This is a genomic window from Photorhabdus sp. RM71S (genome assembly GCF_042879355.1).
In the GTDB taxonomy this organism is placed as follows: domain Bacteria; phylum Pseudomonadota; class Gammaproteobacteria; order Enterobacterales; family Enterobacteriaceae; genus Photorhabdus; species Photorhabdus kayaii.
The window spans coordinates 1-21958 of the sequence record NZ_JBHFKV010000063.1; the positions used below are offsets into that span (position 1 = coordinate 1).

Genomic DNA, 21958 nt, shown 5'->3' on the forward strand with positions numbered 1-21958 from the left:
AGATGGGTCGTTAGCTCAGTCGGTAGAGCAGTTGACTTTTAATCAATTGGTCGCAGGTTCGAATCCTGCACGACCCACCATCTTAAAGCTTCATTCAAAAGCAAATCTCCTTGATGGGTCGTTAGCGCAATCGGTAGAGCCGTTGACTTTTAATCAATGGGTTGCAGGTTCGAGCCGAGCAGAATTTTGTTTAGGGCAGTTTCCTACCCTAAATCTGTTAGTGGTGAGCTATTTCTTTTCTGGCTAACTCAGCTAGAAAAGCAGATCGGTTTTTATAGTGTCTGTTTTTCTCAATGTAGCGATCTATAGCAGTTAATAGATTGCCAGGCATGGTTAAATTGAATTTGATGGCTTTTGACTCATATTTTGCTGGATCTAACTCGATAAGAGCAATAACCCCTCCATTCTCAGACAAACGAGGATCACCAATGTAATCGGATGAGTCTTTAGGGGCAGGGACATAGCCGCCGTGTTCGGTTAAAACATTCATGTGTTGCCCAAATGCTTTTTCTGCATCACGGATAGCATCTTCTAAAGTGTTGCCAGCAAAAAAACAGCCTTCGACATCGGGGAAGTAACCGTCAAACCCATCTTCTGTTTTAAATATAAAGAGTGGATAAATCATAGTATTACCTCTAATCAGCTTTGCAAATAAAGGGCGGTATAACTGCGCCTGTTATGCCTTATCATAGTAATTTCAGCCCTGAAATATTTTGCGCCTGCCGGATGACACCTTTTGATGAGTCTTTTCTTGGATGTGGTATTGTGATTATTTTCGCAACACCGGGTTTAGTTAGAGTGATATGGCTACCGTCTTGTCTAGCTTTAACCCATCCGTCAGCTATTAGGAGTTTTATTAGCTCTGCACTACCCATCAATCCTCCTTTGGTTAATGTATGGGTATAATACCCATACATTAATTCCGCTATCAATATGTTTGTAGGTGTTGTGCCTGCTTTTTTATAGGAGCGAAACATGACAAATGTAAACCCGTTTATCCAGTGATTGGTTGAAGCGCGGGCGGCGCAAGGGGTTCTGGCGACATGAGAAACTGATATTCCCTGATGTAGCATCAACATGGACATCAACCCGCGTGCATAGTCTTTATCGCTGGTTTTTTATGGGTAATTTTTTTCATCTGGCGGCGTTTATTTCTAGATATTGGAGTAATGACGGCATTACTCAACTGGTTAGTGATTTGTTTTGATTTGACGACTAATCAGATCGCAAAAATCGGACTTAGTTCCTTTCAAGGGATCTGCAATTTTGAAATTTTATTTAGACAATATTCATCATTATTTTATTTTCCAAATTATACCAATGTATAGATCATAATTAACCTGATTGATTTTAATACTGAGATTTAATGTATTTTAGAAAACATTATTCCTACTAATCATTTAATATTGATATGGCTTTGAGGTTATCTTATTATTTTTACATCATTGATAAAGTTCAATATTTAACTGCTCGGAGTAAATGCTAAGTTAAATTTCACCGATAAGGTCACCTGCTATATAGACAGTCAAATAACCGTAATAATAAGGAAACAATAAAATGGCACGAGTATATATAAACCCTAATCAGACTCTTGATATTTATAAGAATGGCAGTATATTAGTTCCTGCTCACCAACCTCATATAACTATAAAAAACGTTAGTTTAGCGCTAGTTAAAGTGAGTAGCTACTGGGCATCCTTAGTTGGAGATTATACTCTGTATAATTCTATAGAGATCTATCCCGGCAGAACTGAAATACTTGTACCGCCTCCTAATCTTATTTACTACTATAAAGTTACAGCTACTAATCTCGCCAGTTATTTAAACGCAGAAATTGAAGTGGAGGTTGGGTCGAATAATAATCCTCTCTTTTAACATGAGCCTTTCCCGAGAAAATGTCCAAGGTTGGTCAACGTCAGTGGTGCACCTCTGAACAGCATTACAGTGGCATTAATCAGGGCATTCTATCGATATTTGTGAAATAGCGCTAAGGCGTACGGGAAAAAGATCTGACATACATTACGAACAGGCATAGAGGTGATTCCATTGAATTGGTTGAGCAATCGGTGGATCACAAACACTCTATGCCTGTCTCATTTTCTGGGGACTTCTCAGTGTCCTCGATTTATTTTGCCAACTGCAGTCTCTAAGTCTTTGACCATCAATCCAGATTGTTCCATTCTGAATTTGATAGCTTCGATTGGATCTGGCGGGTCGATAGGGTAGTGTTCTGCTTCATAGACTTCAATCAGTAGAACCATAACTTCCATATGGGCGAATTCAGGTGTGCCGATTTCAGGTTGATTATCAAACAGAGAGGCAACAGCTTTTAATGCTTCTTGATAGTCTTGTTCTGTTCTAATGGGTTTAATGCTCATTGTTCACTCCACAGCTCTACTTTGTCGATAACCGCGTTAACCCGGTAGCTCCATCATATTATTGAAATCTTCCAGTGTCAGCACTCTCATTTACCGACACATTTTCAGAACTGGCAACTTAAGTGCATCGATGATAACAACAAGCGTGTCTTCTACAAAGATGGAAAATCCTGTGATATTCCTGAACATTGCCGCTTAGATATTTTTGTTCAAATGCTAGAATATTCAGTTTGGAATTTAAAATAGAAAAAATTACAGGATGAAATAGAAAGAATAAAATAAAAATAATTTCCAGATGTTAAATATAAATTTGTAAGGTATATTTTGATTCAAAAATATTGAACCACATTCTTTTTCTGGACTAGACTTTAATTAGTGTGAATTGCAATGAAGACTATTTTTATAATAATTTAATATATTGATTATAAGATAATATTGTTTAATTTAAGGAGAAAGTGCATGAGTCACAAGAATTATTTTAAGGCTTTTTCTATTAGTGATAATGCAAATGTAGTCAGTCAGGAAGGATATGAAGAAAGTAAGGTGTTGATGACTGGGTTTCCACCGGATAATGTTCCCACTCACTTGTTAAATAAGGTATTACGTCAATCGTCAACAATATCATCAGTCATTGCTGATTTTATCGCGACACAATCTGGTGATGACATTCTGGATGATGGTGATATAGCCAAACTTACCACTCAATTAAATAAAGCGTTAGAACAAAAATTCGCAACAGAAATTCCTGGTGCTTCATTAATACAAAAAGGTGTTGTTCAACTGACTAATGAGGTCGGTAACAGTGATACATTGGCCGTGACGCAAAAATTGGCTCAGGAAATAGTAAGCTCACTGTATGAAAATATTAATGGCAGAGTGCCTAATAGTCGAAAAGTCAATGGTAAAGTGTTGACTGAGGATATCAATTTGAATGCGGCGGATGTGGGAACGTATTCTAGGGAAGAAATAGATAGACAAAATAAAGAAGCTAGTAATATTCCTGTTGGTGTTCCAATTCCGTGGCCGTTGCCCTATCCACCTATCGGCTATCTCAATTGTAATGGTGCATTTTTTAATAAATTACAGTATCCGAAGTTAGCGGAAGTTTATCCTGACGGCAGATTACCTGATTTAAGAGGAGAATTTATCCGAGGATGGGATGATAGTCGAGGAGTTGATAGTGGACGTGAGATTTTGTCTTGGCAAGGAGATGCAATCAGAAACATTACAGGTGCAACTCACGCTATACATGCTCAGATGTTCGGTGCTCCCCAGACGCCTGTTTTGAATGGTGTCATGGAGTCGTCACTATTTGCTACGTCAGAAACACGTTCAGCAAATATCGGTAGTAGTACTAATCTTACAATTTTTGACATTGATGCATCTCGCACTGTGCCAACTGCGAATGAAAACCGTCCCCGTAACATAGCATTTAATTATGTAGTGAGAGCAGCATGCAGCATAATGGCCGAACAAAAAGATTCTTTAGAATCTGAAGTGGCAGTATTAGGTAAAGATGGGTTAGCAGAAAAGGCCGGCTGGCTGACAATTTATCATGTTGCACCATATTCCCGTGAGTTTATTTTCGCTCGCCCGGAATATCTAATGGAGGGAGTAGGGCTACCAGCTAGTTCCTATACTGATGCGCCAGAATTTCCAGATTATGATGACAAAGCGGTTTGTCGCAGTGAAGATGGTAAATATTGGGAAATTGTACCTGATTACCGAGGGAAAACAGCTTACAACACGCAAACTCGTTTGCCTGTTGAGGTAACAGAAATCGGTGAATTATCAGATACGCTAACATTCAAGAAACCTGCTACTCATTTTGATAAGTGGACCGGAAAAGAATGGGTCACTGATGAAGCTGCAATAAAAGCCAGTCAGATTGAACAGGCAGAACAACAGCGAGATACATTGCGTCAACATGCAAATGAAGTAGTCACATTATTGCAACATACTGTTGATGTTGAAATGGCAACAGAAGCAGAGAAAATAGCATTGATGGCTTGGAAAAAGTATTTTGTATTATTGAGCCGTGTCGATATTCTGCAAGCTCCAGATATTGAGTGGCCGGAACAGCCAAGTAATTGAAGCCGGATAACCGGCTTTATTTTTTACGTTTTTTATGACTAACGATTTAAATGTGTCAATGAAAACAACGAACGTGTGTTTTATTAATATGGAAAACCTGATGACATTTCAGAACACGGTTGCTTAGATATTTTTATTCAGATGCCAAAAGGTTCATCTTGGAACTTAAAACAGAAGAAGTCATTGGAAGGGATAGAAGAAATAAAAGAGAAATAATTTCCAAATGTTAAATATAAATTTGAGGGTATATTTTAGATTTTAAAATGCTGAACTACTTATTACTGCCAATGATACAAAAACGGTTAAACTTATAAGTAATAAGAACACTGTGTTATTTTTTTCCTGAACTAGACTTTGATTAGCATGAATTACAGGAGATTATTTTTACAATAATTCAATATGTTGATTATAAAATAACATTATTTAATTTAAGGAAAATATATGAGTCACAAGAATGATTTTAAGGCTTTTTCTATTAGTAATAATGCAAATGTCATTAGTCAAGAAAAATATGAAGAAAACCAGAGTTTACAGACAGGATTTTCTCCGGAGAATGTTCCCACGCACTTATTAAATAAGGTGTTACGTCAGTCGTCAACCATATCATCTGTCGTCGCTGATTTTATCGCGACACAGTCTGGTAATGATGTTCTGGATGATGGAAATGTAGCCAAACTTACCGCTCAATTAAATAAAGCGATAGAACAAAAAATTACAACAGATATTCCCAGTGCCTCATTGACACAAAAAGGTGTTGTTCAGCTTACAAATGTGATTGGTAATAGCGACACATTGGCGGCCACACAAAAGCTTGTTCAGGAAGTAATAAATTCATTACGTGAAGAGATTAATATACCTGTGGGTTCTCCTATTCCTTGGCCGTTACCCCATCCACCTTTTGGTTATTTTATTTGTAATGGTTCACCTTTTAATAAATTACAGTATCCGAAGTTGGCGGAAGCTTATCCTGGCGGTAGATTACCTGATTTAAGAGGAGAATTTATCCGCGGATGGGATGATAATCGAGGTGTTGATGGTGGTCGTGGTCTTTTGTCTTGGCAGGGAGATGCAATCAGAAATATTACAGGGTCAACTCAAGTTATACATGCTCAGATGGGCGGTGCTCCCCAGACGCCTATTGTGTATGGTGTTATGGCATCGTCGCGATATGCTACGGCAGATACACGTTCAGCAAATGGCGGCAGTAGTACTGATCTTACATATTTTGACATTGATGCATCAAGACAAGTTCCAACCGCTAACGAAAATAGGCCCCGCAACGTAGCATTTAACTACATCGTAAGGGCAGCATAATTCTAGTGGCTGTAGCCGTTTGCAGTAAGAATAAAGCCGGTTATTCCGGCTTTATTGAGGCTGATCGAGCGGATATTGACACTAGCAATGCTGGCTTATGCACTAATTCGTTATCACTGCATAATAAAAGTAAATTTTTTAGTTTTGGTGGAACCATTCTTCCCATTCAGGAACTACAATAATAAAAGCATCAGCATTCATCAAAGATTCTGGTATTAAACTCCATTCATGCCATTTAGGATCTTTTACTTCATTCCAAATTGACTCATCCCATATTGGTATGTTTAAATGTTTTTTTATTTATTTCAAGTGAATCTAAGAAATCACCGACTTTATCTGAATTAGAATGCGATCTATGGCTTTCTGAAATAATTCCCAATTTCATTACGTTTCCTCACGTTATATATTTTGAATACCTTTTAACACCAATATTAAAAACCAATTTTGCTATAAAAATTAAAATCAATGTGACCAGAGTTTGAATAAAAAGCCATTTCATACTCATTATTCCACTTGCTACTGAAGCTGGAATACCAGTTATATACCCGTTATCTTTCAAGTTGCCTCTTTGTTGGCTGCACTCGCTCATCCCGGTCATATAGTTTGCTATGCTCCCGGGGATTCACTCCCTTGCCGTCGCGATGCATCTTGAAATCCATAGGGTATATAAACAATAGATTATTTTAATATTACTTATCGCTGTGCGATTTTAAAGGGAGAGGAATATTATTATGTACTTGTTTTTGCATTTTAATATTTTATTTCCAATTTAGATAAGTTTATTTTTAAATTACAGGATAACATGATGTTAATTATCCACCACATAATTTGTATTAAAATTAGCATTTATTGTCAAATTAGAAAACAAGTTTGTTAACAAAAATTTTGAACTACATAACAGAACGGACTCCTTATTAGATGTTATACTTACTTTTTTATGTAAAAGGTTAAAACCATCAGCTTCAAAAATATAATGTGCTGTATTTATGCCATTAAATGCCATTTTTTAGCTTTATGAATGCTGATTGATATTATATTAAATAATTTATTTTAGGGCTTTATTATTCATGTTTTTTATGTTTTTTATGTTTATAAAAAATTTATTCCTTGGTTGAAAATGTTATTAAAGCTAGTTACTTATGGAAAATAGATTATCTGATTAACTATTCATATTTTTATCTATCTTTTTCTGGATATATAAGCATTAACAAAGTCAATTTTCATTTCTCATTTCTCATTTCTCATTTCTCACTGATGGTTTTATGATGGATGGGTTTTAAACGATGGTTAAAAGTCATAGTTTTAACTCTTGGATTTAATCGGTATAAAAGGTTTTAATAGTTTTTTTACCATTTTTCACGTCTGCTTTTTATTAATTTTAATCATTATGATATATCGTATTTTATGTTTAAAAAACATTAATCATACCTGATTTTTATCTTTATTAATGAAGTATTACTGGCAATCTTGAGTAGTTTTCATCAGTCGCTACCCTTTATGTTTTTTCGGGCAATCAAGCTTTTTTCAGGGCTTAAATCTTGCCACATTAACCGTTTTGTCCATTTTTTTATTTTGCTACCTTTTATGTCTTTCTTCATAAAATAATGGCGATAAAACGCTTAAATACCAGTTGGTTGGATAATATTTCTTTTGTGTTCTAATTTCTTTTTAACTCACTACTAATGGCTAATAGACCTCGATTTAATTCAATTAACTATCTTTCTAAAAAACGCAATTATTATTGATTTGAATTCGCTGTTAAAAAGATGATAAACCCGTAAAACGACTCTCATTCTGAGGATTTTCCTATTTTTAAAATTGAAAAATAATTTAATAAAAAGCTTTAATAGAACATCTTTTACAAATATAATAATGTTTTCTGTTTTCTGTTTTCTGTTTTCTGTTTTCTGTTTTCTGTTTTCTGTTTTCTGTTTTCTGTTTTCTGTTTTCTGTTTTCTGTTTTCTGTTTAGCTATCACAGACAAAATATTTCGTAATAAATTACTATAAATTGGTTATTTTGTTTAGTATGTTAAACAAGTGCGGGCAAATTTTCGGGATAAAAACCAAAATTTTCGCTTTTTAGAACCATATACTAAACAGAGAGCCAGAGCAATGAACCAGTATATTGATTTTAATTCAACTATTTATCCGTTCCCACCCAAACCTGCTTTTCTCAGTAAGGATGAAAAAAAACATTGCCGTGAAAAAATTAAACGCCTTCTGAAACAGCAGGATGCTGTTATGGTTGCACATTATTACACCGATCCTGAGATCCAAGCTTTAGCTGAAGAGACAGGAGGGTGTGTTGCAGATTCATTGGAAATGGCACGTTTTGGCAATAATCATCCGGCCTCTACTTTATTAGTTGCCGGTGTGCGATTTATGGGTGAAACCGCCAAAATTCTCAACCCTGAAAAGCGTGTTTTAATGCCAACGTTGGAAGCTGAGTGTTCTCTAGATCTTGGTTGCCCTGAAAAAGAGTTCACCCAGTTTTGTGATAACAATCTTGATCGTACCGTAGTGGTTTATGCAAATACATCAGCAGCCGTTAAAGCACGAGCGGATTGGGTTGTGACTTCAAGTATTGCTGTTGAACTGATCGATTATCTGGATAATCAGGGAAAGAAGATAATTTGGGCACCCGATCGCCACTTGGGGAATTATGTCCGTAAACAAACAGGAGCCGATATTCTTTGTTGGCAGGGGGCTTGTATTGTTCATGATGAATTTAAAACTCAGGCTTTGCTAAGGATGAAAGGTCTGCATCCCGATGCTGCGGTATTGGTTCATCCTGAGTCACCGCACGCTGTTATTGATCTGGCTGATGCTGTTGGTTCGACCAGCCAATTAATCAAAGCAGCGCAATCTTTGTCGCATCAGAAACTGATTGTGGCAACAGATAAAGGCATTTTTTATAAAATGCAGCAAGTGTGTCCTGAGAAGCAGTTATTTGCAGCACCTACGGCTGGAGAAGGAGCGAGTTGCCGTAGCTGTGCTCATTGTCCATGGATGGCAATGAATGGTTTACAAGCCATCGTTCAGGGGTTGGAACAGGGAGGGGTTCAGCATGAGATATTGGTTGAAAAAGAATTACGGGAAAAGGCACTTATTCCTTTAAATAGGATGCTTGATTTTGCAACTCAGTTAAAATAGAAAATTGAATAATGAGAGTAATATTTTATTGTATACCCTATAGATTTCAAAATGCATCGCGACGGCAAGGGAGCGAGTCCCCGGGAGCATAGATAACTATGTGACCGGGGTGAGTGAGTGCCGCCAACAAAGAGGCAACTTGAAAGATGACGGATATAGATAATAATAGGATATAACAGATGGATTTTTTCAGTATTAACAACATATTAGTAAATATACCTCTGGGAAAAGGAGGGTATGATTTATCGTGGATTGAAGCGGTAGGTACGATTGCTGGCTTGTTATGTATTTGGTTTGCCAGTCAGGAGAAGATAATTAACTATTTGTTTGGGCTAATTAATGTCACATTATTTGCGGTGATTTTCTTCCAAATTCAACTTTATGCCAGTTTATTGCTGCAATTATTCTTCTTCGCGGCAAATATTTATGGTTGGTATGCTTGGAGTAGGGTTAATGATCAGCAGCAGATTGAACTTAAAATACGTTGGTTAAGTTTGAATAAGGCGGTAATAATTAGTCTAATTTCTGTGCTATTGATTGCCATTATGACTTTTAATATTGATCGAGTCTTTGGCTATCTGACTCAGATTGCCGTTACGATTATGCAAAAATTTGGCTTTAATGTTCAGATGCCGATATTGCAGCCCGATGCATTCCCATTCTGGGATTCGACAATGACAGTGCTATCTATTGTGGCAATGATTCTGATGACCCGCAAATATGTCGAAAACTGGCTGGTGTGGATAGTTATCAATGTGATAAGCGTTGTTATCTATTTCCATCAAGGTGTGCTGGCAATGTCGTTGCAGTATGTGATTCTCTTGGGCATTGCATTTAATGGCTCCCGTTTATGGATTCAGGCAGCTAAGGAAAACCATTCTTTGCCATTATCTCATATGAAATAGTTTCCTGATTATGCCAGAGAATTGTTTTGTCGATTTCTGGCATATTTTTAGGTATTTACTTTGATAATTCTCATTTCTAAAGATATTTCAACCATAAGAATAGAGCTAACCACATATTGACAATATCTTGCTATGTTTTGAGTTAAGCATTGATTTATTTATTCTCTGCAAAGAATATTTACAGTTTGGCTTCTAACAGTTAGATTAAAATCACAAGATTGCTTTAATTAAATATACAAAGATGTTAGATGAGAGAGGGTTATGAATTATCAGAATGATGATATAAGAATTAAAGAGATAAAAGAATTATTACCTCCTGTGGCACTACTTGAAAAATTTCCAGCGACTGAAAAGGCTGCATTTACAGTACGTAAGGCTCGCAAAACGATTCATCAAATTCTGACGGGGGAGGATGATCGTCTGTTGGTTGTGATTGGGCCATGTTCTATTCATGATCCTAAAGCAGCAATGGAATATGCCGGGCGGCTGAATGAATTGCGTGAGGACCTGAAAGAGGATCTGGAAGTTGTCATGCGAGTTTATTTTGAGAAACCGCGTACAACCATTGGCTGGAAAGGGTTAATTAATGATCCTCATATGAATCATAGTTTTGATATTAATGATGGTTTGCGTTTAGCTCGTCAGTTGTTACGAGATATTAATGACATGGGGCTACCGGCTGCGGGTGAATATCTGGATATGATTTCTCCACAGTATTTAGCCGATTTGATGAGTTGGGGAGCGATTGGCGCGCGTACAACGGAATCTCAAGTCCATCGTGAGTTGGCTTCTGGTCTTTCTTGTCCAGTTGGTTTTAAAAATGGTACCGATGGTGCGATAAAAGTTGCTATTGATGCGATTAATGCGGCGGGTTCCCCTCACAGTTTCCTTTCTGTCACTAAATGGGGACATTCCGCGATTGTGAATACCAGCGGAAACAACGATTGTCATATTATCTTGCGTGGTGGTAAAGAGCCAAATTACAGTTCTGAACATGTTGCAGCCGTAAAGCAAGATTTGGAAAAAGCCGGTTTGTCGGCAAGAATTATGATTGATTTTAGTCATGCAAATAGTTCCAAACAATTTAAGAAGCAGATGGATGTGTGTTCAGATGTAAGTCGGCAGATTATCGCAGGGGAGAAAGCGATTATCGGAGTGATGGTAGAAAGTCATTTGGAAGAAGGAAATCAGAACCCGGATAGTGGTCTGCCATTGGTATATGGCAAAAGTATTACTGATGCTTGCATTGGTTGGGCTGACACTGAAATTTTGTTACGTCAATTGTCGTCGGCAATAAAAGCGCGTCGTGGCTGATAACATTTTTCCAATGTAAAAAAACCGGAATCGACAACTCCGGTTTTTTATATTTGCTGGAAAATAGGGTGTCAGCAGTTTGTTATAGGCAATGAATTATTTCGCCTTACCTTGGTTTGCTACAGCCGCGGCTTTTGCTGCGATTTCATCAGCGTTACCCAGATAGTAATGTTTGATTGGTTTCATGTTTTCGTCGAATTCATAAACCAGAGGTACTGCTGTTGGGATGTTTAGCTCAAGAATAGTTTCTTCGCTCATATTATCCAGATATTTAACCAAAGCACGCAAAGAATTACCGTGCGCTGCGATAATCACTTTTTCACCTTGAGCAACACGCGGTTTGATAACTTCTTCCCAGTAAGGGATCACGCGTTCAATAGTCGTCGCCAGGCTTTCAGTCACGGGTAACTCTTCTGGCTTCAGATTTGCATAACGTGGATCATGGCCTGGGAAACGTTCATCATCTTTAGTTAAATCTGGTGGGGTGATAGCAAAACCACGACGCCATAGTTTAACCTGATCATCGCCGTATTTAGCTGCGGTTTCTGATTTGTCCAAACCTTGCAGAGCACCATAATGACGTTCATTTAGTTTCCAGCTTTTTTCAACAGGTAACCACTGTTGATCAACCTGATCCAGAATGTTCCACAGCGTATGGATAGCGCGTTTTAGCACGGAGGTGTAGGCAAAATCAAAAACAAAACCTTCTTCTTTCAACAGTTGCCCTGCTTGTTGAGCTTCGGCGCGACCTTTTTCAGATAACGCGACGTCAGTCCAGCCAGTGAAACGGTTCTCTCTGTTCCACTCGCTTTCGCCATGTCTTACCAGAACCAGTTTAGTGACAGCCATAGCTTAAACTCCTTAAAAATCAAACTTAATGATAACTGAGCGCATTATATTGCCCTATGCACTAGAACAGCAATCAATAGTCTTGTTTCAAACTTTATTTGCTTGAAAAGCTGAATTTCTTGCAGATTGCTGAATAGATACCGGGCAAGTTTGACACGTTTATAGTGCGGTCACCAACTTGATTGGGTAAGTAAAGAACAGCAAATGAACTAAGTTGAGTGCGAAATGGAACCCAACAGCGACCCACAGACGGCCACTCCACATCCATGCTAGCCCATATATTAATCCGGCAAGTGTAGCAAACATCATCAGTAATGGGCCGCCGGCGAAGTGTGCGCCACCAAAAATCAAAGCGGTGATGATCAGGGCAAAATAGGGGTTAATCCACTGACTTAACCTCTGTTGGATATAGCCACGGAATAGCGCTTCTTCTGCCAGAGAAACGAAGAAAATATTGGCCAATATAAACATCGGTAACCATTGTGGCATGTGCAGTTCAACTGCGAGTCCTCCGAGAGCCGTTGCTATGCTTAACAATACAGGAATAACAATAGCTAAGATTATCCATGCATAAGGTCGAATTTTGGTCAGTGGCTTTGTTGTAAATAGGCTAGGCATGCAACATAACAGCAGGAAAGGAATGAGTGCTTTGTCAAAGTTGAAATACATTGAGAATGGGGCACTATGAGGGCCTACCTGAACTTTATCGAGATATTTCAGATTATTAAAACCTGGGAGCAGATGTAGGAATAATGCCACTGCAAAGGCGAGTAATAGCAGTTCAGTTGTGATTTTAATGATGTTATTTTGTTGAAAATAGATACGTAGCGCACCTAACAAAAAAATAATTGCAATAGTGGCGATTGCCGGATAAATCATAGTTTGTGTGACAAATCCGGTAATAACTGCGGCCAGTAGAGCAATCAGTGCAGTAGTGCGGTGTATAGCTAATAATGCTAGTGATGTAGCAAGTAAACCCCAAATCATATAATTTCCCTTTATTTTTAACAAATTAAAAAAGGATCTGAAAAGCAGATCAAAAATTGGTGATGGATGTTATTTAGTGAGCGAAAATAATAATGCATGATAACTAAATTGCGATGTTTTTTCACTGGTCGAAGCTCTCATGCTGGTAATAATCGTTCCTTAATTCAGATTATTTGGTCAAGGATTAATCACCTTATTAAGGTACTAATAGAAATGGCTGTGATGGAGATTGGCTAGACTCATAAGTAAGATCCCCGCATAACGGGGAACTATTAGAAATCAATCAGAAACTTTCTCCGTTTTGTAGCGGTATAGATCACCATCAGGAATAAATATCAGTCGGTGAGTAATGCATTGCGGCGCATCTTCCTGATGATGAGAAACAAACAGTAGTTGAGTATCGCCATCAGTGATCATGACATCAATAAAACGTAATACTAACTGGCGGTTGAGTGGATCAAGCCCCTGGAGAGGTTCATCAAGGATTAATAAAGCCGGATGTTTAACCAGTGCGCGAGCTATCAGAACAAGTTGTTGTTGTCCCCATGAAAGGCTGTGAAACGGGCCGTTGGCAATCTGAACAGATAATCCCAATAAAGCCAGCCATTCATCAGCAAGTTGCTGCTGGCGATCTGATACTGTCTGATAAAGACCAATTGAATCGAAGAAACCGGACAGAATCACATTACGAACGCTGATGCTGACACGATATTCCAGATGAATGCTGTTGCTAATATAGCCAATATGGCGTTTGATATCCCAAATGGTTTCGCCGCTACCGCGTTGACGGCCAAACAGGATCAGCTCATTACTGTAGCCTTGAGGGTGATCTCCAGTAATCAGACTCAGAAGCGTTGATTTTCCGGCACCATTTGGGCCAATAATTTGCCAATGTTCACCTGGATTCACTTGCCAATCTAGCCCATGCAAAATTGGCTGATCATTATATTGAATGATACCGTTACGTAGGATAATCAGAGGCTGATCGGACGGTAGCTGATTATCGACAGGAAATTCATCTGTTTCAGGTAAATGAATACCGTCCAATTTTTCACTGTGCGCCAGTTGAGCCACCAATGAATCTGCCATCACTTTTTCTTTGGTGCCAACAGAGGTTAGCTGGCAATCCGCTAGTACGCCAATCTGATCAACAAAATCTGGGATTTCACTGAACCGGTTAAGGATAAGTGCCAAAACGATTCCTTTTGATGACAATTTTTCCAGTAATTCAGCGAGTTGACCACGGGAAAATAGATCAAGACCATTAAAAGGTTCATCCAGAATCAGCAAATCAGGTGAAGCCATCAGTGCCTGGCAAAGTAATGTCTTGTGGGTTTCACCAGTAGAAAGATATTTAAAACGACGGGAAAGTAGATCCATAATACCGAACTGTTTTGCCAGTTCCAGGCAAAGTTCATTATCTTTATGATAAAGCTGGATAATTTCTGCCGCAGTGCGGCCGGTATCATCTTCATCATCACTGAGCATATCAGTATTATTGCGTTGCCATTCTTCTTCCGTCAGTTTTTGTAATTGTTCTAGAGAGACGCGGGCGCACCTGCGAAATGAGCAATTTCGTTCGCCGGAAAGTAGGACTAATTCATTTGAAAGCGCACGGGCCAATGATGATTTTCCGCTACCATTAGCGCCAATAAAAGCCCAATTTTCGCCAGAGGCTATTTTTAGTGATGATAACTGCAAGGTACGAGTATCACTTAAACGGAAACAGCCTTGCGTTATTTGCAATTCAGACATCTTTTATTCCTTTTTAAGCAACGCAAATATCTTTCCACAAATAAGCGGAATGCCGAGGAATGTCAATATTAACTTTTAATTAACATTTAATATCGGACACTAGGGGATGTGTAAGGTACATAACACCATAATATTCCTGGATATTTCGAATTATTCAGTGATAATAGAGTCAATTCTTAACACAGAGTTGCAATAATTACTTGGTCAGCATTAAAAAGTGCAGTGATTTTATCTCCAGAATGTAGTTTCAGGTTATTTGCTTCTTGATTGGGCAGAGTAGAACAGAGGATTTCACCGCCATCAAGAACAATAATAATTTCTGTGTTCTCTTCGCTCGTTTCAATTTTACTGATAAGCCCTGTCAGGGTATTGTCGAAATGACCGATAGAGAACGGCTCTTTAGTGAGTTTTACCCAAGGTGCTTTAATGAGCGCCAATACCTCTTTACCTTTTACCAAGCCAAGACGGTTAGCGCTTTGTTCTGTTAATGCCGCATTCAGTGATGTTTGACCATCTGTCAGCAAGATGCGGATATGTTGCTGCACCTGATTATGGTCACGGTCAGTAATTGTGCCAAAGAATTGGTTACGGGCGCTGGTTTGCAGAGAAAAACGGGAAATGGCCGCTAACAGACTGTCGAGGGGAAGTTGGTCATCTTTTAGCACATCAAAGGCTTTTTGCTGAATTTGTGTCAGTAGATCGTAAAGTTGCAATAGACGTTCGCCATAATGGGTAAGATTTGTCCCGCCGCCTCCTTTACCACCGGTAGCACGGTCTACCAGTATTTCGTCTGCTAGCTGATTCATTTCGTTAATTGCGTCCCAAGCGCTTTTATAACTGATGCCGGCCAGTTTTGCTCCCTGACTGATAGAACCCGTTGTTTTAATCTGTTTTAGTAATAATATTCGCCGTGGATCTGCGAATAACCGTTGTTGTAATTTCAGTGTCAGTAGAATTTCGGCTTGCATGATAGTTTTTTTTAGTAAATATAATCGTAAATTTTGATAGGCTAACCCGAAAAACGCACGTTTAGCCGGTTACTGTTGTCTGTCTTTGTCTAGAATGGTACTAATTATAGCGGTATTACCCGCTATGGTTAAAAATGTGTTATGTTGCTGGCTCATTTAATGAGCCATTGTGTGAGGCTACCATGTTTGAGTTGATTAAAAGTATGGCTTTCGCCCTGGTCATGGTACCGGTAGTGACGGCCGGAATTTTAGGTTTAATTTATGGTCTTGGGGAACTGTTTAATATCGTTTCCCGTATTGGTCGTTCTGAAAAGTAAAACTAATATTTCTTTTACACCAGATGCTATTCTGATTACCCGGTGATTAACCGGGTAATTTGTCTTAATTAATCATAATCAATTCCATTTTATTCATTTGGTTTTCCTATTACAGTATTTTACTTCGAATTAAATTAGATAGTAAAAGTTGCTCACAGTTTGCCGATTAATATTGGAACACTCTTCCAATTGACGTTATATCTTGTTATACACGATGAACTAATAGGTAAGAAGCAGGTGGAAAACAAATGAAAAAGAGTTTTGGCAAACTGCTAGTCGGCGTTGTCGTTTCTTTTGCTTTAACGTGGCAAGCGTGGGCTACGGAAAAAGTCACGTTATTCGCTGCCGCCTCGTTGACTAATGCACTTGATGATATTGCGGCGCTGTATAAGCGAGAGAAAAAAGGTGAAGTGGTGGCTTCTTATGCCGCCTCTTCCATTTTGGCTCGCCAGATTGAGCAAGGTGCGCCGGCAGATATTTTTATTTCCGCTGATCAACAGTGGATGGATTATGTTGCCGGGAAGAAACTGATTATTGATGAAACTCGGTTGACTATGTTGGGCAATCAACTCGTTCTGATTGCACCGAAAGCGAGTAAACTCAATAAAGTTGATATTAATAAAGAAACCAAATGGAAATCCTTATTAGAGGATGGTCGTCTTGCTGTTGGTGATCCAGATCATGTTCCAGTGGGTATTTACGCTAAAGAGTCTCTGCAATATTTAGCAGCATGGGAGAAGGTTAATCCTCTGCTGGCGCGTACCAGCAATGTGCGCAGTGGTTTGGCGCTGGTGGAACGTGCTGAAGCCCCATTGGGCATTGTTTATGGTTCGGATGCCGTTGCCAGTGATAAAGTCAAAGTGGTGGGGATTTTCCCGGCAAAGAGCCACAAACCGATTGAATACCCAATGGCGATTATCAAAGATCATAGTAATCCCACCGTTCTCGATTTTTATGAATATTTGAAAACCCCTAAAGCCGTTGAAATTTTTAAACGTTATGGTTTTCACCCACTTTAGGAATAAATTTTTTGGCGATGTTGAGTGAATACGAATGGCAAGCCATCATCCTGAGCCTGAAAGTGTCCGGTATGGCAGTGTTACTTAGTCTGCCATTTGGGATCTTGATGGCATGGATTCTTGCTCGTTTCCAGTTTCCCGGTAAATCATTACTTGACAGCATTATCCATCTGCCGCTGGTGTTACCACCCGTGGTAGTGGGTTATTTGCTGCTGATCAGTATGGGACGTCGTGGATTTATCGGTGAATGGTTATATGACTGGTTTGGCATCAGCTTTGCGTTCAGTTGGCGTGGTGCTGCGCTGGCTTCTGCTATTGTTGCTTTTCCGTTGATGGTCAGGGCGATACGTCTGGCGCTGGAAGGTGTTGATCGGCGGTTGGAGCAGGCTGCTCGTACTTTGGGCGCGAATCCTTTTAAGGTATTTTTTACTATCACATTGCCGCTCTCTTTGCCTGGGGTTATTGTGGGTACTGTGTTGGCATTTGCCCGTTCATTGGGTGAATTTGGCGCAACTATCACTTTTGTATCCAATATTCCAGGTGAAACGCGGACGATCCCTCTGGCAATGTATACCTTGATTGAAACACCTGGAGCAGAAACGGCTGCGGCTCGTTTGTGCATCATTGCCATTATTCTAGCGTTGATGTCACTGATGGTTTCTGAATGGCTAACCCGTTGGGGAAGGAGACGTTTGGGAGCAACATGTTAGAGCTAGATTTTGAGCAACAACTTGGTGATCTTCATTTACAGGTCAATACACAGCTACCTACTGAGGGGATCACGGCTGTTTTTGGTCTTTCAGGCGCTGGGAAAACTTCACTGATAAATGTTATTGCCGGCTTGATACGCCCGCAGAAAGGGCGGATTGCCCTTAATGATCATGTGTTGGTAGATATTGGAAAAGGTATCTGCTTGCCATCAGAGCAGCGTCGTATAGGCTATGTTTTTCAGGATGCCCGGCTTTTTCCTCACTATCGAGTAAAAGGTAATCTCCAATACGGGATGTCTCCGGAGATGAAGCCAGAATTTGATAGCATTGTTAGTTTGCTAGGAATTGGGCACTTACTATCACGTTTTCCTCTTACCTTGTCCGGCGGTGAAAAGCAGCGGGTTGCTATTGGTCGTGCTTTATTGACGGCACCGGATCTGTTGTTAATGGATGAACCGTTGGCATCGCTGGATCTCCCCCGTAAAAGAGAACTACTGCCTTATCTTGAAAAGCTTTCTGAAGAGGTCAACATCCCGATTTTATATGTCAGCCATAATCTGGATGAGATTCTTCGTCTGGCAGAAAATGTACTCGTCATGGATAACGGAAAAGTCAGGGCAACGGGAAAATTGGAAGAGGTTTGGTCCAGTAGTGCATTACGTCTTTGGTTACAAAAAGAGACGCTTAGCAGTATTCTGAATGTTTCAATGGTTGAACACCATAATCGTTATGAAATGACAGCGGTGGCATTAGCTGACCAGGCTTTATGGTTGCCGAAAATTGATGTTCAACCGGGAACCTATTTGCGTATCAGAATAGATGCTTCAGATGTTTCATTGGTACTGGAACCTCCTCGCGGCAGTAGTATCCGTAATATTTTAGCGGTGAAAGTGGTTGAGTTCTTTGATGATGATGGACACGTTGATGTCAAATTGGTGTTGAGTGGCCACTATTTATGGGCAAGGGTCACTCCATGGGCAAGGGATGAACTTAATTTGCGGTCTGGGCAGTGGCTTTATGCTCAGATAAAAAGTGTTTCTCTTAATCGGCAACTGTAGTCTCTGCTATAAATAACAACGGGGAGCTTATCGGAGGGTTCCCCGGACAGTCATTTTGTCAGACAAGCAATTAAAGGACATACTTGCGAATAACTTCGGCAATACCTGACTGAGTATTATCCAGTGTTACCAGATCGGCTTGTTCTTTAATCGCATCCACACTGTTACCCATAGCGACACCGAGTCCAGCGGCTTTCAGCATGCTCAGATCATTAAAGTTATCACCAAAAGCAATGACATCTTTCATCTTCATTCCCTGTGATTCAACCCACTGTTTCAAGCGCATACCTTTGCTGTTACCTTTCTTGGTAATATCCACTTGATCGAACCATGACCATTCACACGAAAGACCTGTGTCATTTGCGATTTGTGCAGTCACTTTCCTCAGTTTTGCCAAATCAGGAGAACAGGTTGCAAATTTCCAGATAGACTGTACTTCGTCAATAGCATGTTGAAAGCTATTAACATGTCGCATAGTTGGGCGTTGAGATTCAGGTAGGGTTTCAGACCATTTTATGGTACGGACAACTGTGTCATACGGTTCTTCATATAACATGGCATCATCTACATACATCAGACGGTGAATATCTGTGTTTTTTAAGTGGGTGAGAACTTTTATAGCTTCCTGAGTTGACAGTGGATCTGAGGCTAAAACTTTCTTTTCATGGTAATCATACAGATAAGTACCATTACAGCAGATGGCAGGAGTGTCGAGTTGCAAAGCCTGATAAAAAGGGTGGATAGCAACATGATGACGGCCAGTGGCAATTAGCACCTTAATACCAGCTTTACGTGCTTCATTTAGTACAATGAGTGATTCTGGCAGGATATTTTTTTGAGGATCGAGTAGTGTACCATCCAGATCCAGTACAATGATGCGATATGACATAAATTAGCCTCATAACTATATATAATGTAAGGATATTACATTAGAACTGAATAAAGCTACACCAATTGTGCGGTGAGTTTAACCGATAAAACCAATCGAGTCGTTACAGCACAATAAAATGGTAATGGATAATTAAGGAGTGAAGATGAAACAAGTGGTTTATACGGCGAGTCCAAACAGTTGTCAGATTCATGTTTGGAGCTTGAATAATGAAGGTGAGTTATCACTCATTCAGACAGTTGATGTACCGGGGGAAGTACAACCCATGGTGGTTAGCCCGGATCGTAAACATCTTTATGTTGGCATCCGACCACAATTCAGTATTGTCACTTACCAGATTGGCTCTAGTGGGGAACTGGTACAACAGGGGATTTCATCAATACCGGGTAGCCCGACTCATATCTCTACTGATAAACAGGGCCGTTTTCTATTCTCTGCCTCCTATAGTTATAACAATTTGAGTGTTAGCCTAATTGATGATCAAGGTATTGTGGGCGAACCTGTTCAGGTTATTGCAGGCTTGCAAGCACCGCATTCGGTTAATATTGACTGGGATAATAAACAACTATTGGTTCCTTGTCTGAAAGAAGATCGCATCCGTATTTTTGAGATGGCAGAAGAGGGCTATCTAACAGAAAAACGCGCTGAGGAAATCACTACGGCAATGGGTGCGGGTCCTCGTCATATGGCATTTCATCCAAATCAGCAGGTGATTTATTGTATTAATGAACTGGATTCTACGGTGGATGTTTATCGCAAGTGGGAAAAATACCGGCTTATTCAGACGATTGATTCATTGCCGGCGGATTTAGCGGGTGTTCGTTGGTCTGCTGATATTCATATTACACCGGATGGTCGTCACCTTTATACCAGTGAACGGACTTCAAGTTTGATCAGCCATTTTGTTATTTCACAAGATGGTTCTAATTTGACGCTGGCTGGGCACTATAAAACTGAAACTCAGCCGCGTGGTTTTACTATCGATCAGAGTGGAAGATATCTGATTGCATCCGGTCAAAAGTCTGACCATATTTCAGTTTCTTCTATAGATAAATATACCGGTGAATTAACTGAATTAGCGCGTTATTCGGTTGGCAAAGGTCCGATGTGGGTTACTGTGCTGGCCCTGTGAATCTGGTAGACATTTATGTAAATAACCAGTAATTGTTAGAGCAAATTTGCGTTAATGCAACCGGACAGGTGCAAAAATGGTTTTCTGTGCTTGCCCGGTTACACTAAACTTACTCGCAAAATTTTCTGGTTATTTGAGTTTTAAAGTTTTTTGTAAAAATTTTCTATAAGCTTTTGAGTATTAAAATTGCTATTTTTGTCGGGTTATATACACAGAAATAAACTGGCACACAATTTTTTACTATGATTTGTTGCGACCATTTATGATTAACCACGCTGACGAAATTAAGCACGTTCAACATTCTTCGCGTTAGGATACTGATTTGGGCTTGCTTCTGGGCTAAATCGTACTAGTGTCCCAGTGTTGTAGTTTTGAATGCCATATTTCATGTCTTTAGAGCTAGCAAAAAATATATACCCGTTATCTTTCAAGTTGCCTCTTTGTTGGCTGCACTCGCTCACCCCGGTCACATAGTTTGCTATGCTCCCGGGGATTCACTCCCTTGCCGTCTCGATGCATCTTGAAATCCATAGGGTATAGCTTTATCCTTTTGGCTTTTTATCAAAGAATATCGGGTGTCGACGATCTTTATTATTTCTCCTATATGAGTAACATCTAGTTTATTTTCATCACCCCATCCTGTTCTTATTGGTAAAGATGATAACCCCGCTGATAATTGTTTATTTTTCCAAAGAGAATGAGCACTGCATAACTCACTCATTTTGATGTTATTTTCAATAATGGATAACAGTTTTAAATTAGATGGATTGATCCACCTGATAACCTTCAAGCACTTATCATAACTTTCAATAACCTTATTAATTATATGTTCTATTTGGTATGCATCTTTAGAGCGCCACAAAGGTTCATGATGTGACAACCGATTTCGGATTTTGTTGATTTCTTTTAATTCATTACCAATTCTATTAATAGAAAGAGGGCGATGGGTCTCGCTATGAAGGTCGGAGTGTGAAGAAATTTTTCGAAAAAGGCTCCCGGTTGGGTAATGCCGATCAGTTAAGGATCAGTTGAACGATCCAGTGGTTGTGTAAGAATCCGGAAATGTTCCTTATTTCCGGATTTTTTTATGCGTATTGCTCAAGCTCTTGACCTC

The 21958-nt window shown here is 39.3% G+C and carries 17 protein-coding genes, 2 tRNA genes and 3 pseudogenes; 14 read left to right on the forward strand and 8 right to left on the reverse strand.

The window, feature by feature from the left end; all coding sequences use genetic code 11:
- Positions 1-4 precede the first annotated feature (4 nt).
- Positions 5-80, forward strand: a tRNA-Lys gene (locus tag ACGF5R_RS21185).
- 43 nt (positions 81-123) lie between these two features.
- Positions 124-181, forward strand: a tRNA-Lys gene (locus tag ACGF5R_RS21190).
- Between the two features lie 36 nt (positions 182-217).
- On the opposite strand, the gene ACGF5R_RS21195 is transcribed toward ACGF5R_RS21190, so the two are convergent.
- Together ACGF5R_RS21195 and ACGF5R_RS21200 are read right to left on the reverse strand one after the other, a co-directional pair.
- On the reverse strand, positions 218-625 hold the full coding sequence (locus tag ACGF5R_RS21195) for a type II toxin-antitoxin system HicB family antitoxin (RefSeq protein WP_387692575.1): 408 nt from the start codon (positions 623-625) through the stop codon (positions 218-220).
- Between the two features lie 61 nt (positions 626-686).
- A complete protein-coding gene (locus tag ACGF5R_RS21200) occupies positions 687-1079 on the reverse strand; it encodes a type II toxin-antitoxin system HicA family toxin (protein ID WP_370446032.1) in 393 nt (130 codons plus the stop codon).
- Between the two features lie 478 nt (positions 1080-1557).
- Here ACGF5R_RS21200 and ACGF5R_RS21205 point away from each other — a divergent pair, with 478 nt between their 5' ends.
- Positions 1558-1875, forward strand: coding sequence for a hypothetical protein (locus ACGF5R_RS21205; RefSeq protein WP_112876176.1), 318 nt, complete (start codon positions 1558-1560; stop codon positions 1873-1875).
- Positions 1876-2120: 245 nt separating this feature from the next.
- Here ACGF5R_RS21205 and ACGF5R_RS21210 read toward each other — a convergent pair.
- Positions 2121-2378 (reverse strand): annotated as a pseudogene (locus ACGF5R_RS21210) (type II toxin-antitoxin system HigA family antitoxin); the annotation flags it as partial.
- Positions 2379-2837: 459 nt separating this feature from the next.
- Here ACGF5R_RS21210 and ACGF5R_RS21215 point away from each other — a divergent pair.
- From ACGF5R_RS21215 to aroG, 6 genes and pseudogenes are all read left to right on the forward strand, one after another.
- A pseudogene (locus ACGF5R_RS21215) lies at positions 2838-3833 on the forward strand (phage tail protein); the annotation flags it as partial.
- A 282-nt stretch (positions 3834-4115) separates the two neighbouring features.
- Positions 4116-4472, forward strand: a pseudogene (locus ACGF5R_RS21220) (tail fiber assembly protein); the annotation flags it as partial.
- A 441-nt stretch (positions 4473-4913) separates the two neighbouring features.
- Positions 4914-5786, forward strand: coding sequence for a phage tail protein (locus tag ACGF5R_RS21225; RefSeq protein ID WP_112876175.1), 873 nt, complete (start codon positions 4914-4916; stop codon positions 5784-5786).
- A 2114-nt stretch (positions 5787-7900) separates the two neighbouring features.
- Positions 7901-8941: a quinolinate synthase NadA gene (gene nadA, locus ACGF5R_RS21230; protein WP_262981291.1), complete on the forward strand. Its 1041-nt coding sequence runs from the start codon at positions 7901-7903 to the stop codon at positions 8939-8941.
- A 179-nt stretch (positions 8942-9120) separates the two neighbouring features.
- Entirely contained in the window at positions 9121-9846 is a 726-nt protein-coding gene (gene pnuC, locus ACGF5R_RS21235) for a nicotinamide riboside transporter PnuC (RefSeq protein WP_262981292.1), read from the forward strand.
- Positions 9847-10107: 261 nt separating this feature from the next.
- Entirely contained in the window at positions 10108-11160 is a 1053-nt protein-coding gene (gene aroG, locus ACGF5R_RS21240; RefSeq protein ID WP_262981293.1) for a 3-deoxy-7-phosphoheptulonate synthase AroG, read from the forward strand.
- A gap of 96 nt (positions 11161-11256) precedes the next feature.
- Here aroG and gpmA read toward each other — a convergent pair whose 3' ends face one another.
- The 4 genes from gpmA to modE all read right to left on the reverse strand — a co-directional run bounded on the left by gpmA (position 11257) and on the right by modE (position 15719).
- Entirely contained in the window at positions 11257-12009 is a 753-nt protein-coding gene (gene gpmA, locus ACGF5R_RS21245) for a 2,3-diphosphoglycerate-dependent phosphoglycerate mutase (protein WP_112876171.1), read from the reverse strand.
- 159 nt (positions 12010-12168) lie between these two features.
- Positions 12169-12993: a CPBP family intramembrane glutamic endopeptidase gene (locus ACGF5R_RS21250; protein WP_262981310.1), complete on the reverse strand. Its 825-nt coding sequence runs from the start codon at positions 12991-12993 to the stop codon at positions 12169-12171.
- Positions 12994-13275: 282 nt separating this feature from the next.
- Complete coding sequence (gene modF, locus ACGF5R_RS21255) at positions 13276-14751, reverse strand: molybdate ABC transporter ATP-binding protein ModF (protein ID WP_112876169.1); 1476 nt, start codon at positions 14749-14751, stop codon at positions 13276-13278.
- 176 nt (positions 14752-14927) lie between these two features.
- Entirely contained in the window at positions 14928-15719 is a 792-nt protein-coding gene (gene modE, locus ACGF5R_RS21260; RefSeq protein WP_112876168.1) for a molybdenum-dependent transcriptional regulator, read from the reverse strand.
- Positions 15720-15901: 182 nt separating this feature from the next.
- On the opposite strand from modE, the gene ACGF5R_RS21265 reads away from it, so the two are divergent.
- The 4 genes from ACGF5R_RS21265 (at position 15902) to modC (ending at position 18823) form a co-directional block, all read left to right on the forward strand.
- Complete coding sequence (locus ACGF5R_RS21265; protein WP_112876254.1) at positions 15902-16036, forward strand: AcrZ family multidrug efflux pump-associated protein; 135 nt, start codon at positions 15902-15904, stop codon at positions 16034-16036.
- 248 nt (positions 16037-16284) lie between these two features.
- Positions 16285-17055 carry a molybdate ABC transporter substrate-binding protein gene (gene modA / locus ACGF5R_RS21270; protein ID WP_112876167.1) on the forward strand — a complete coding sequence of 257 codons (771 nt, stop codon included), beginning with the start codon at positions 16285-16287 and terminating at the stop codon, positions 17053-17055.
- Between the two features lie 17 nt (positions 17056-17072).
- The gene (gene modB / locus ACGF5R_RS21275) at positions 17073-17765 is read left to right on the forward strand and encodes a molybdate ABC transporter permease subunit (RefSeq protein ID WP_041380749.1); all 693 of its coding nucleotides are present in this window, start codon (positions 17073-17075) and stop codon (positions 17763-17765) included.
- Positions 17759-18823 carry a molybdenum ABC transporter ATP-binding protein ModC gene (modC, locus tag ACGF5R_RS21280; protein ID WP_262981295.1) on the forward strand — a complete coding sequence of 355 codons (1065 nt, stop codon included), beginning with the start codon at positions 17759-17761 and terminating at the stop codon, positions 18821-18823. The genes modB and modC overlap by 7 nt, the downstream gene beginning before the upstream one ends.
- A 70-nt stretch (positions 18824-18893) precedes the next feature.
- Here modC and ACGF5R_RS21285 read toward each other — a convergent pair whose 3' ends face one another.
- Positions 18894-19712, reverse strand: a complete 819-nt coding sequence (locus tag ACGF5R_RS21285; RefSeq protein ID WP_387692579.1) for a pyridoxal phosphatase — start codon at positions 19710-19712, stop codon at positions 18894-18896.
- A 145-nt stretch (positions 19713-19857) separates the two neighbouring features.
- Between ACGF5R_RS21285 and pgl the strand changes: the two genes are divergently transcribed.
- Entirely contained in the window at positions 19858-20844 is a 987-nt protein-coding gene (gene pgl / locus ACGF5R_RS21290) for a 6-phosphogluconolactonase (protein ID WP_387692581.1), read from the forward strand.
- The last annotated feature ends 1114 nt before the right edge of the window (positions 20845-21958 follow it).